This is a genomic window from Sporomusa sp. GT1 (genome assembly GCF_014634905.1).
Lineage (GTDB): Bacteria > Bacillota > Negativicutes > Sporomusales > Sporomusaceae > Sporomusa > Sporomusa sphaeroides.
Map to the genome: position 1 here is coordinate 82977 of NZ_BMBX01000012.1, position 12229 is coordinate 95205.

11 protein-coding genes are annotated in these 12229 nt (G+C 48.7%); 8 read left to right on the forward strand and 3 right to left on the reverse strand.

What is annotated here, in order from left to right:
• Nucleotides 1–38 precede the first annotated feature (38 nt).
• The 3 genes from GT1_RS14135 to GT1_RS14140 all read right to left on the reverse strand — a co-directional run bounded on the left by GT1_RS14135 (nucleotide 39) and on the right by GT1_RS14140 (nucleotide 2869).
• Nucleotides 39–986 carry a YibE/F family protein gene (locus tag GT1_RS14135; RefSeq protein ID WP_223226265.1) on the reverse strand — a complete coding sequence of 316 codons (948 nt, stop codon included), beginning with the start codon at nucleotides 984–986 and terminating at the stop codon, nucleotides 39–41.
• A gap of 115 nt (nucleotides 987–1101) precedes the next feature.
• Nucleotides 1102–1248, reverse strand: coding sequence for a hypothetical protein (locus GT1_RS22280; RefSeq protein WP_223226266.1), 147 nt, complete (start codon nucleotides 1246–1248; stop codon nucleotides 1102–1104).
• A gap of 22 nt (nucleotides 1249–1270) precedes the next feature.
• A complete protein-coding gene (locus GT1_RS14140; RefSeq protein ID WP_188399294.1) occupies nucleotides 1271–2869 on the reverse strand; it encodes an alkaline phosphatase in 1599 nt (532 codons plus the stop codon).
• A gap of 526 nt (nucleotides 2870–3395) precedes the next feature.
• Here GT1_RS14140 and GT1_RS14145 point away from each other — a divergent pair.
• The 8 genes from GT1_RS14145 to purB all read left to right on the forward strand — a co-directional run bounded on the left by GT1_RS14145 (nucleotide 3396) and on the right by purB (nucleotide 12194).
• On the forward strand, nucleotides 3396–4109 hold the full coding sequence (locus GT1_RS14145) for a sigma-70 family RNA polymerase sigma factor (RefSeq protein WP_158027092.1): 714 nt from the start codon (nucleotides 3396–3398) through the stop codon (nucleotides 4107–4109).
• A 159-nt stretch (nucleotides 4110–4268) separates the two neighbouring features.
• Complete coding sequence (locus GT1_RS14150; protein WP_188399295.1) at nucleotides 4269–6380, forward strand: sigma 54-interacting transcriptional regulator; 2112 nt, start codon at nucleotides 4269–4271, stop codon at nucleotides 6378–6380.
• A 184-nt stretch (nucleotides 6381–6564) separates the two neighbouring features.
• Nucleotides 6565–7563: a dihydroxyacetone kinase subunit DhaK gene (gene dhaK, locus GT1_RS14155; protein WP_188399296.1), complete on the forward strand. Its 999-nt coding sequence runs from the start codon at nucleotides 6565–6567 to the stop codon at nucleotides 7561–7563.
• Nucleotides 7564–7583: 20 nt separating this feature from the next.
• Nucleotides 7584–8219 carry a dihydroxyacetone kinase subunit DhaL gene (gene dhaL, locus GT1_RS14160; protein WP_188399297.1) on the forward strand — a complete coding sequence of 212 codons (636 nt, stop codon included), beginning with the start codon at nucleotides 7584–7586 and terminating at the stop codon, nucleotides 8217–8219.
• Between the two features lie 4 nt (nucleotides 8220–8223).
• Nucleotides 8224–8616: a dihydroxyacetone kinase phosphoryl donor subunit DhaM gene (dhaM, locus tag GT1_RS14165; protein WP_188399298.1), complete on the forward strand. Its 393-nt coding sequence runs from the start codon at nucleotides 8224–8226 to the stop codon at nucleotides 8614–8616.
• 62 nt (nucleotides 8617–8678) lie between these two features.
• Nucleotides 8679–8945: an HPr family phosphocarrier protein gene (locus GT1_RS14170; RefSeq protein WP_075756443.1), complete on the forward strand. Its 267-nt coding sequence runs from the start codon at nucleotides 8679–8681 to the stop codon at nucleotides 8943–8945.
• A 3-nt stretch (nucleotides 8946–8948) separates the two neighbouring features.
• Nucleotides 8949–10667, forward strand: coding sequence for a phosphoenolpyruvate--protein phosphotransferase (gene ptsP, locus GT1_RS14175; protein WP_188399299.1), 1719 nt, complete (start codon nucleotides 8949–8951; stop codon nucleotides 10665–10667).
• Nucleotides 10668–10901: 234 nt separating this feature from the next.
• Nucleotides 10902–12194, forward strand: a complete 1293-nt coding sequence (purB, locus tag GT1_RS14180; RefSeq protein ID WP_188399300.1) for an adenylosuccinate lyase — start codon at nucleotides 10902–10904, stop codon at nucleotides 12192–12194.
• The last annotated feature ends 35 nt before the right edge of the window (nucleotides 12195–12229 follow it).

Consider the following 12229-nt stretch of genomic DNA (forward strand, 5'->3'; position numbering starts at 1 on the left):
GTGTTTTCTTTACGTGCTACTGCCTAATATATATATACTTATACAGCGGCTTCAGCCGCATTGCTCTTTTTCCTGGTAAGCAAGGTCGCGCTGGTGACAGCCGTAAAAGGCGCAACGGTAATTAAACCGAAACTGCCAATCATCGTATTTAATATTTCCGCTGAAATATAATTTAAGTTCAATATATTTATCACCGGCGTACCCTGAGCCACAAACACCATCAGGAGGCCGATGTATCCGCCGGAATAGGCCAACAGCAAAGTAGTGCTCATTGTCCCAATAACCGTGCGGCCAACGTTCAGTCCGGCCTTAATAGCTGCCGCTTTGCTAATTGCCGGATTTGCTTCAATCACTTCATGAACGGCAGAGGTGATATCTACGGCAATATCCATTACCGCTCCCGCTGAAGCAATAAAAATGCTGGCAATAAATATTTCTGTCAGGTTAAGCTGAAAACCGGTATATAAGAGACTTTCGGAATAGTCCATAACGGCACCATGAATTTTCGACATGTTAACAAAAATAATAGCCAATAGCGCCGTCAGACCGGTGCCTAACAGCGACCCCATTGTCGCAGCAATAAATCGCCTGTCAAAACCATATACCAAGATGATAATGACTGTTGTCAGCATAGCTGTAATCAAAAGACCGCACAAGATCGGCTGGTATCCTGCCAGCAAAAGCGGAATCAGCATTTTCCAGATACAAAGAATGGTAAATGCAAAAGCTAAAATAGCCCGCACGCCAATCCAACCGGCCAAGACAATCAGCAGCAGCATAAAGGCGCCGACAAGCAACAGCTGATAATTAAGCCGGTAATGATCTACCATTGATATTTTATAGACTCCCTGGCTTTGGCTTCCGCCCACTGTAACCAGCGCAATATCTCCTGCCTGATACTGCTTATCGGTTCCCAGAGAACCGGACAGCATATTCATGGCTTCGGCAACCGTTCCCTGGTAGCTGCCGTCCAGCAGTTCAACCATGCACTGCTGCTGACCATACGCCACAATACCGGCTCTTTGGATATCGCTATTATTTACGGATATCACCCGGGCTTTTGCAGTTTCGAATTGCTTGTATACGGGATTTACGAATCGATCAGGCAGCATGAGGAGTACAAGAACTGACAGCAAAACCACTACTGACGGTATAAAGGATTTTGAAGTAACGCATTTGTTGTAATATTGTTTTATCATGGTTAACCTCGCAATAGTAGTTATAAGTCACGCCTGCCGCCTTTTCCATAGGAAAGGCGGCAGGCGCAGCATTAGCGCAAGCCTACAAGAGCTTTGATTTTCTTGGCTATATCGGTATTATCATAGAACCCATTGAATACATCCTGCCCTGTTCCCAAGGCATATACGGCAACAGGAAGGCCGGTATGAGCAGTTGATGTCCAGCCAAGTCCTGAACGGCTATTTAAAATACGGGTAATGACAATTTGGAAAGGTTCCTGGTCATACATGCTGTACGTGGTTTGATATTCCTTATCGCGCTGGCGCTGTTTGTAGGGAATCATACTTACGGCATAAGCTTCCTGTAACTGCGCAACTTCTTTGGCTGTCAAGACCAGCGGCTGATTCTTCATGCCGGCAACAGCCGGGTCGTTGGGCAGCATCAGGCCAAACAGCTGCTTAACATCAGCCATTGCAGTTTCGAACGGAACTTTATTGTCGCGATATTGCTGTACATATTCATCGGCAAACCTTTTAAATGACAGCTTTTGGTTTTGGAGCAAATGAAGATATGTGTCATATTGGGTGCCGTTATAGCCCAGGGTGAAGCCGCCTGTTTCATGATCACCTGTCACAATAATGAGCGTTTCCCTGGGATGCTTTTTGGCAAAAGCCACTGCTACATTAACTGCATTTTCCAGGTCTTTCACTTCCTGAATGGTTGTATAAGCATCATTGGCATGGCTTGACCAGTCAATTTTGCCGCCCTCAGCCATAATAAAGAAACTGTTCTTTTCTCCTAGAACATCAATGGCTTTTTGCACATAATCCGCAAGCGCCAAATCGCCGGCATCACGGTCAATATTATAATGGATGGCCACATCGCCAGGGTTGTCCAAAACGGGATTAATGGCAATGGTTTTACCTGAGCGGGAATTTAAGGCTTTTATGTCTTCATAAGTATTGGCTATAGTATAACCGGCTTGTTTGGCCAAATCGAACAGATGAGTTTGATTCTTATCTTTACCGGTAGGTTGTTTAAAACCGCCGCCGCCAAAGAAATCAAAGTCACTGGCAATCAAGTCCAGTCCAATTTCATAAAAACTGTTCCGGTTGGGAAGATGCGCATAAAAACCTGCCGGTGTTGCGTGATCAAGCGAAACACTGGTCACAATACCAATCTTATAGCCTGCTTGTGCTTTTAACTGTTCTGCAATCGAGATAACGCGCTTGTTGTAAGGGTCAACGCCAAGCGCGCCGTCTAAGGTCTTTACGCTGCAGGCGATGGCTGTCGCCGCGGAAGCTGAGTCGGTAATAAACTTGGAAGCATCATAGGTTGTGGCAGCGCCAACAGCAGGAAAATTAACAAAGGAGGGCATTTCTGCTTTAGGAATATTTTCGCGTGTAGGCTTATCCAGGGTTCCGACAAAATTATGGTCAACAGTTCCGTTATAATGACCCAATGCTGTGGCCTGAGGGAAACTCATGCCATCACCAATAAATAAGAAAATATATTTTGGCTTTACACCTGTAGGATCGACATTGGTTTTAGCAATACTGGATATTTCCTGAGCAGTCCTTTTGTCGGATTGGGCAGTTATTGGCGAGTATCCTGTGATAAAGGTAATACAGAAAAAAAATACTAAACAGATAGCCACTAACTGTAAAGGTAATCGTTTCTTTTTAAACATAAACTATCTCCTCCTTCTTATATACATCTTAGACTTTCTGACAAACATCTGCCAATACTATCTACCGCCTGAGCCTCCTTCTTGTCTGGGCAAAAAAATAAAAGCCAAAATTAACACCAGAGCAGTCAGTGCTGCCCAGATGGAAATTCGGACTTTTCTTTATCTCTGTCCCATATTCTTCTAGATTATACATATTCTACTTTCCTTTTATAATTCCTGCTTATTCAGAAGAGTGTGAAAAATTATTATTTTCACGCTCCTTCAAACTATATTCTAAATAAAAGAGGAAAACGCCATTCTAAAAAAGGAGGCAGCCTACTTCGTAAAAAACCGGAATTTAAAATATGGACTCTGTTGTACAAAAATTGACAGCAGAGTGTACAATTTTGTACAATATGACAAAATTTGCCGGACCGTTATCCTTTACAAATGTTGATACAATAAGCTTTGCAGACGTTGGCACGATTTTTGCTATTAAATATAACAGACGAAAAACAAGTAAATAGCAGTCAATGGACAAAGGTACTTGTATAAAATAACGAAAATTGGACAACAAGGGGTAGGTAAAGTGCTGGCAGAGTGTTTTTACAATGACGGAAGAATTAATAATGAAGAGTTTGAAAGAATAGTATCCAAATATAACAAAATAATTCTGCGCTATGTCAAGATCTATTATTTGCCTGGCGGTGATTACCGCGATATGTACCAATGGGGATTAATCGGCCTGTATAAAGCAGTTTGTCATTATGATGAAGCCCGCGGCAGTTCTTTTCGTCTGATTGCCGAGCTTAATATCAAGAACACAATTAAATCGGCAGTTACCATGCACAATCGTAAAAAACACTATATTCTTAATGAAGCAATTTCACTTAATACCATAGTTGAATCATCAAACACAAAAAGCCAACTCGAATCACAGGGAGTATTTAATAAGAATTCTTCCGATGACCCTGCCGATATGATTATTGAAAAGGAAACCATCACTAAGATTAATGGCGAGCTGGCAAATGTTTTGTCACGCCTGGAGAAAAGAGTTATTGACTTATATATTGAAGGCTACAAACAGCGGGAAATTGCGCAAAAGCTGAATTTGCAGGAAAAGGTGGTAGACAATGCCGTCCAAAGAGCACGCAAAAAGATGGCATTACATATGAAAGAATGGAAAAGTTTTTGCAAGAAGCATAAACAACCAGGCACCTCCGGCCGGGTACAAACAGGACTGCTTTGCGCAACCGTATAAGCTAAAGCAGCTCATTTTTCGAGTCAGCCACTCTAAACTTCCAGCTTGATACAGACAGGGAGCTTAGAGTGGTTTACTTTATTGGGGCTGTTTCTTTACGAAGCTCCGGTCATACAGTAAAATAATAGTAGAATTACTGTGGCACTGGAGTGAGCGGTCATGGATAGTAGACAACAGGCGGTTATCACTCATAATAAAGGCTTGCATGCCCGGGTGGCAGCTATGATCGTACAAAAGGCGTATGAAATTGAAGACCGCAGAAAAGTCCAGCTATATTTCCGGCCCCCGGGTGGTGCGGCTATTTTGGCAACCAGCATGATGCCGTTGGTGGCATTGCGGGTCAAGCAGGGGGATCGGTTATGGGTAGAGGCGGAAGGGTTATCCGCGGCTGCCGCGGCTGCTGAAATGGCAGCCTTTCTGGAAAGTGATTTTTTGCCGGCCGATGCTGCCATCATGAATCAGGTGGATAATGTGCTGCAGGATAATGCGTTAACTGCCGGGCAGATATTTGCCAGCATGGCTAATGGTTTGCTGGTTACTGACGAAAATGATGTGATTACCATCTTTAATCCGGCGGCAGAGCGTATCTTGGGTATCCCGGTCTGCCAGGCCATAGGCAATAAAGCGCAATGCGTTATTCCCGGGTCACGGCTGCACAGCATTGTTGAGACGAAAGCAGCCGAAATAGGCTGCCGCCAGTCCATTGGTTCGCGGACCATCCTGACTAACCGGACGCCTATTATTGCCGAAGGGCAAGTACGTGGGGCGATGGCTATCTTTGAGGACATATCGGTGCTGGAAGCGGTGACCGGTGAACTGAAGGCAGTAAAAGAACTCAAAGAACGCTTGCAATTGGTATTGGCCTCAGTACAAGACGGAATCTGTGTAGTCGACCGGGAGGGGTATATAACTTACGTTAATCCGGCCTATGTTGAGCTGGTACAACAATCGCGCCAGAGCCTGATTGGGCAAAATGTCCGCAACCTGTCGCCCGACGGCATACGCAGCCGGGTCCTGACCACAGGCCGGCCGGCTATTGGCAATATTGTGGTAAAGCCTGATGGCGTGACGCTGGTGGCGAATGTCAGCCCGATCCTGGTGGATGGGGAGCTCACCGGAGCGGTATCTGTTGTTAAAAGTGTCAATGAGGTACATAAATTAGTAGATAAACTCAATCATGTTTCTGCCAAAGCCGAATATCTGGAACAGGAACTGCGGCGAACCCGAAAACCCGGACCGTCTTTTGAAAAGTTTATTGGACACAGTGGCAAACTCCGGGAGGCTTTGGCTGTTGCCGCCAAGGCGGCTGCCAGCAGGACAACTGTTTTGATTTCCGGTGAAAGCGGTACCGGCAAGGAATTGGTAGCCGAAGGCATCCATTATGCCAGCAGCCGTAATGCCGGTCCGCTCATCAAAGTCAACTGTGCCGCTATTCCTGACAGCCTGTTGGAAAGCGAGCTGTTCGGCCATGAAAAAGGCGCGTTTACCGGCGCCGTTCGCCAGAAGCCGGGTAAATTCAGTCTGGCAGATAAGGGAACGATTTTCCTTGATGAGATTGGTGAACTTAGTAAAAGTATGCAGGCAAAACTGCTGAGAGTGCTGCAGCAAAAGGAATTTACCCGGGTAGGCGGTGAAGCTGTTATCAGGGTGGATGTCCGGATTATCGCCGCTACCAATCGCAACCTGGTGCAGATGGTGGAAGACGGCGAGTTCCGGGAAGATCTGTATTACCGGCTCAACGTCATTCCCATTCTCCTGCCGCCGCTGCGGGAACGGGTGGAGGATATACCGCTGCTGGTCGATTATTTTTTACATAAAATTATTACCGAACAAGGTAAAATTATTTCCGGAATAACCGGGGAAGCGCTTGCCGGCTTGATGGCTTACCGCTGGCCGGGCAATGTGCGGGAGCTGGAGAATGTCATTGAACGGATGGTCACACTTGCTGACAGCAAAGTATTGACTGCCGCGGACTTACCGTTATATCTCCGGGAAAGCGAGAACCAACCTTCCGGCTTATTTTCCGGCAGCAATATCACTCTGCCTGCTTCCCTGGGACAGGAGGCCGTTTTGCCCTGGGCGGAGTATGAGAAAGAAATTATCAGCAGAGCTTTGGCTGTATATGGCAGCTTTAACGCCGCAGGCAAGGCGCTGGGGTTAACCCACAAAACCGTGGCAGCCAAAGCGCAAAAGTACGGAATTGCCAAAACGGTATCCTGGGAAAATTGTAGCAGTATGGTAAAAAGTATCAAGAAAAATATAGAAAGTTGATATTTTTGTACAAGAGCGCCAGCAAAATTGGGTGCTCTTTTTGGCGTGCAGGTCTGCGATTCTCGCTAATCCTGGTGATATGCCGGCAAGATGGCAGGCGGCTTTGCCTGGCATAGTTCTTGCTCTGACTATGAGCAGCTACTGATATATATACAATCAGTAATTTGTGAGGAGGGGGTAAGTAATGAAAAAGATAATTAATGATGCCGAGCAGGTTGTTGAGGAAATGCTGCAGGGGGCCGTATTGGCACATCCCCAGTATGTTAAGCGGGTAGAAGGCTTTAATGTATTGGTGCGGGCCAACTCGCCGGTGCAGGGAAAGGTTGCACTGGTATCGGGGGGCGGCAGCGGTCATGAACCGTCTCATGCCGGCTATGTCGGACGCGGTATGCTTGACGGGGCCGTTGCCGGCGCGGTGTTTACTTCACCCACACCTGATCAGGTATATGAAGCTGTTAAGGTTGTTGATGGCGGTAAAGGAGTGCTGCTGATCATCAAAAATTATACCGGCGACATTATGAATTTTGAAATGGCGGCAGAGATGGCTGAGGCTGATGGGGTTGCTGTAGCCAAAGTGGTTGTCAATGATGACGTAGCGGTGGAAAACAGTACCTGGACCACAGGCCGGCGCGGCATTGCCGGTACCGTGTTTGTCCATAAGATTGCAGGGGCTAAGGCCGAAACCGGCGCTGACCTGGCGGAAGTCCAAAGGGTTGCCGAAAAGGTAATTGCCAATGTCCGTTCCATGGGTATGGCGCTGTCGCCTTGTATTGTTCCCGCAGCCGGTAAGCCCAGCTTCACCCTGGCTGATAACGAAGTGGAAATCGGTATGGGCATTCATGGAGAACCGGGAACCCATCGCGAGAGTCTCCGCACGGCTGATGCAACCGCAGAGCACCTTGTTGGCAAAATTCTGGACGATCTTTCGGTGAATGCCGGTGAGGAAGTGGCGGTAATGATCAACGGGCTGGGTGGAACGCCGCTGATGGAGCTGTATGTAGTTAACCGCAAGGTAGCAGCCCTGCTTGCCGGGAAAAATATCAACATTGCCAAGACCTATATCGGCAACTACATGACCTCTCTGGAAATGGCCGGTTTTTCGGTTACGGTATTAAAGCTGGACGGCGAGCTCAAAGAACTGCTGCTGGCGCCGGCAGATACACCGGCTCTGGTTCAATTCTAAAGGGAGAGAAGGAGTTTATTATGGCAACTGCAATTGCGGCAATTGCAGCACTGGCTGAGATCATAATTGCCAATAAGGAGAAATTAACAGAGCTGGACGCTGCCATCGGTGATGCCGACCATGGACTTAACATGGCGCGGGGGTTTGAAGCTGTACGCGGTAAGCTGGCAGGTGCTCAGGCAGAAGATGCTGCCAGTGTTCTTAAACTGACCGGCATGACGCTCATATCGACAGTAGGCGGTGCCGCCGGGCCGTTATATGGTACTGCCTTCCTGAGAGCCGGTGCTGTTTTGCAGGGACAGGCGGAACTGGATACTGACACTGCGGCAGCCATGCTGAAGGCTGCGATTGGCGGAATTAAAGAACGCGGGAAGGCGGTTCGCGGTGAAAAAACCATGCTGGATGCCCTTGAACCGGCGTATGAGGCATTTACGCAGGCTATGAACGAAGGCGAGACCTTGCTGCAGTGTCTGGAACTGGCCACAGAAGCTGCCGCCAACGGTGTAGAATATACCAAAACAATTATTGCAACCAAAGGGCGGGCCAGTTATCTGGGGGAACGCAGCCTCGGCCATCAGGATGCCGGTGCCACTTCGTCCTATCTCATGCTGAAGGCACTTACGAGTTTTGCCAGGCAGCATAGTCCGGGGGTATAAGCAGATGGTCGGAATTGTTGTAGTTTCGCACAGCGCCAAGATTGCGGAAGGCATCTGCGAACTGGCCGGTCAAATGGCGGCTGCCGGACAGAGGCTGATTGCTGCCGGCGGCATGGCGGACGGCAGTATCGGCACAGATGCCGTCAGAATTCGGGCAGCTATTGAAGCCGCCGATACCGGTGACGGAGTGCTGGTCATGGTTGATTTGGGCAGTGCTGTTATCAGTGCCGAACTGGCCATAGATATGCTGGGCGCGACAGACAAAGCCCGGGTAGCTATTGCCGATGCACCCATTCTGGAAGGAACGATTGCTGCTGCCGTGGATGCTTCTATTGGCCAGTCACTGGCCGGTGTGCTGGCTACAGCCGAAGCTGCCAGAAACCTGCAAAAGCTCTAACAGTTTTTGCCGGACAGATTTGGCAAAGTAGAAATATACCTTGACTTAATTGGAGGAAACATATGACCAAAATTGAGTTGGTGCTAAACAATTCAGCCGGGCTACATGCCAGGCCGGCTGCGCAATTTATCCAGAAGGCCTCAGGTTTTGCGAGCACAGTAACCATCCAGGCAGGGGAAAGAGCGGCAGATGCTAAAAGCATCCTGGCTGTGATGGGTTTGGGGCTGCGGCAGGGGGCGAAGTTTACGCTGCTGGCCGATGGGCCGGACGAGGTGGCGTGTGTGACCGCTTTGCAGGCACTGGTTGAGAACAATTTTGGTGAGGGCTAAACAATGGAAGAAATATTACGTGGCACCGGGGTAGTGCCAGGCATTGCTATTGGCCGCGTCAAGGTGCTGTCAGAAGATTTGGCGCCCCGTTTGGCCGCCTATAGTGCCGGCACACCTGAGGCAGAGTCTGGCAAAATTGCTGCGGCCATTAAAGCCGCCAGCACCGAACTGGCGCAGTTAATTGCGGCGGCGAAAGCAAGCGGACGGACAAGTCAGGCAGCTATTATAGAAGCGCATCATGCCATGGTGAATGATCCGGGACTGGCTGCTAACATGCATGACAAGGCCGGACAGGGTATAGCGGCCCCGCAGGCGGCGCTGGCGGCAACCGAAGAGTTTGCCGCTTTGTTTGACACAATGCCTGACGCCTATTTGCGGGAACGGGCCGCCGACGTGCGGGACATAGGCCGGAGGCTGGCCCGGCTGCTGGCAGGGGGCGCCCAGATAGAAGATGAAGATCCTGAACCGGTGGTCATATGCGCCCAGGAGCTTGCGCCTTCTGCCGCTGCCGGTATGTCTGAGAAGGTATGCGGCATTGTACTGGGGCAGGGCAGCACTACCTCGCATGCTGTAATTATTGCCAAGGCACGGGGGATACCGGCTGTCACCGGCCTGGGAGGAGCAATAGACCGTCTGCTGCCTGGTACTATGGTTATTGTTGACGGCAGCACCGGTCAGGTCATTCTCCAGCCGGCGGCAGCGCGATTGGCGGAGTATCGCAGTCAAGTTGAAACTGAAGCGGCCAGGAAGCGTCAGGATGGAGAAATGGCTGCTTTAGCTGCGGTTACCCTTGGCGGCAGAAAGCTGCAGCTGGCAGCCAACATTGGCTCTCCGACCGATATGGCGTCTGCGCTTATGCAGGGAGCCGAAGGGGTTGGCTTATTTAGAAGTGAGTTTTTGTTTTTGGGGCGGGATAACCCGCCTGGTGAAGAAGAACAATTTGCTGCCTACAAAGCGGTGGCAGCCCAGTGCGGCAAGCATTTGTGCATTGTTCGGACCATGGATGCCGGTGGTGATAAGCCGCTGCAGTATTTGCATATAGCTAAAGAAGAAAATCCATTTTTAGGCTGGCGGGCCATTCGTATCAGTCTGGAACAGCCGGACTTGTTCATTACTCAGCTCAAAGCCATTCTGCGGGCAGGTGTTTTTGGTAATGTGGCCATCATGCTGCCAATGATTATCAGCGCCGCCGAAATTACCGCAGCCAAGGCATGCCTTGAGCAGGCGGCTGCCCAGCTGATAGATGAAGGAAAACCCTTTGCTGCCAAGGTACCGTTGGGTATCATGATCGAAACCCCGGCGGCTGCTGTTACTGCCAGGGAACTTGCCGCGGAGTGTGACTTTTTTAGTATTGGGACCAATGACTTAGTGCAGTATACGTTGGCGGTGGACCGCGGTAATCCGGCGGTCAGCCCGCTTTACAGTCATTTTCATCCGGCTGTCCTCAGGCTGATTGACGGGATTGTCAAAGCCGGGCACGAGCAGGGCATCTGGGTGGGCATGTGCGGCGAAATGGCCGGGGACCCATTGGCTGCGCCGCTCTTAGCGGCCATGGGGCTGGATGAACTTAGCATGAGTGCTCCCGCCATACCCAGAGTAAAGGCAGTAATCCGTAAACTCCATGACCGGGAAATCGAGGAACTGCTGCCTAAAGCCCTTAGTCTCCAAAATGCCGGTGATATCCGTGCTCTGATGGAGCGTTTTATTACTGCTAACTCTTAAAAGCAAACTAAGACAGCCTGCAGCTATGCAGGCTGTCTTAGTTTCCGAACGATATTTATATTATTAATATAATCATTCGAATTTTATTGACAGTGATTGGCGGCAAATGCTATGATAAACAAGGGAAAAAAGGGAAAAACTAGGCTGAGTTGTTTTTGCGTATGGTCTTAATGGTATAAAATAAATTGGACTGGCTGCTAAACGGGAGAACAGTTCGGAAAGCGAAGTGTTATCATGATTGAACGCTATACTTATCCTGAAATGGGACATATCTGGACCGACCAAAATGAGTTTCAGACGATGCTGGAGATTGAGATTGCTGCTTGCGAAGCTATGGCTAAGCTGGGGCAAATACCCGCAGAGGCTGTACCTGTTATTAAGGAAAAGGCTAAGTTTTCGGTTGAACGTATCCGCGAAATCGAAAAGGAAACCCGTCATGATATTTTGGCATTTTTGCAGGCGGTTGCCGAGAATGTGGGCGATCCTGCCAAGTACATTCATATGGGCTTAACCTCAAGTGATGTTAAAGACACCGCTTTAGGTGTCATGATGAAACAAGCGGCAGATATTATTATTGATGATCTTATTAAACTTCGCGATGTCTTAAAACGCCGCGCGGCTGAACATAAATATACGGTCATGATTGGCCGTACCCATGGGATTCATGCCGAACCCCTTACTCTGGGTTTAAAATTTGCTTTATGGTTTGATGAAACAGAACGCAATATTGAGCGCGTCAAACGGGCCAAAGAGGCAGTGGCTATTGGCAAGCTGTCAGGTGCTGTCGGTACCTATGCCAATATTGATCCATATATCGAAACCCATGTATGCCAGCAAATGGGCATTAAAGCGGCTAAATTAGCCACTCAGGTTATTCAGCGTGACCGTCATGCAGAGTTTTTGACCACTCTGGCTATTGTGGCCGGTTCACTTGATAAAATTGCCACTGAGATTAGAAATCTGCAGCGGACTGATATCCGGGAAGCGGAGGAATATTTCCATCCCGGCCAAAAAGGCTCCTCAGCCATGCCGCATAAACGCAATCCAATTACCTGTGAACGTGTCAGTGGTCTGGCACGGGTGGTACGCGGCAATGCGCTGGCTGCTCTGGAGGATATGCCGCTATGGCATGAACGGGATATTTCCCATTCTTCGGTGGAGCGCGTCATTTTGCCTGACAGCACTATTTTAGTGGATTACATGCTGAGAATTCTTACCGATGTTGTAGACCGTCTGCTGGTGTATCCTGATGCCATGCAAGCCAATATTGAAAAAACCGGCGGTTTGATTTTCAGTCAACGGGTGCTTTTAAAGCTTGTTGACAAAGGTGCCGTCAGGGAAGAGGCCTATCGCTGGGTACAGCGGAATGCTATGGCCAGATGGCTGGAAGGCGCCGACTTTAAAAGTAATGTAATTGCCGACCCGGATATTAAACAATATTTATCCCCGGCAGAGATTGAAGAGTGCTTTGAATATTCCCATTATCTCAGACATGTAGATACCATCATGGCCCGGTTTGGCTTATAAAGCAAACCGGTAATTTTAGTTTACCTTATATTTTA

What these genes read in the sequence shown, in the direction of transcription:
- GT1_RS14135 (WP_223226265.1), bottom strand. Translation starts at nt 986, where the DNA reads ATGGTTGAACTGCTGGACGGCAGCTACCAGGGAACGGTTGCCGAAGCC.
- GT1_RS22280 (WP_223226266.1), bottom strand. Translation starts at nt 1,248, where the DNA reads ATGGAAAAGGCGGCAGGCGTGACTTATAACTACTATTGCGAGGTTAAC.
- GT1_RS14140 (WP_188399294.1), bottom strand. Translation starts at nt 2,869, where the DNA reads ATGTTTAAAAAGAAACGATTACCTTTACAGTTAGTGGCTATCTGTTTA.
- GT1_RS14150 (WP_188399295.1), top strand. Translation starts at nt 4,269, where the DNA reads ATGGATAGTAGACAACAGGCGGTTATCACTCATAATAAAGGCTTGCAT.
- dhaK (WP_188399296.1), top strand. Translation starts at nt 6,565, where the DNA reads ATGAAAAAGATAATTAATGATGCCGAGCAGGTTGTTGAGGAAATGCTG.
- dhaL (WP_188399297.1), top strand. Translation starts at nt 7,584, where the DNA reads ATGGCAACTGCAATTGCGGCAATTGCAGCACTGGCTGAGATCATAATT.
- dhaM (WP_188399298.1), top strand. Translation starts at nt 8,224, where the DNA reads ATGGTCGGAATTGTTGTAGTTTCGCACAGCGCCAAGATTGCGGAAGGC.
- GT1_RS14170 (WP_075756443.1), top strand. Translation starts at nt 8,679, where the DNA reads ATGACCAAAATTGAGTTGGTGCTAAACAATTCAGCCGGGCTACATGCC.
- ptsP (WP_188399299.1), top strand. Translation starts at nt 8,949, where the DNA reads ATGGAAGAAATATTACGTGGCACCGGGGTAGTGCCAGGCATTGCTATT.
- purB (WP_188399300.1), top strand. Translation starts at nt 10,902, where the DNA reads ATGATTGAACGCTATACTTATCCTGAAATGGGACATATCTGGACCGAC.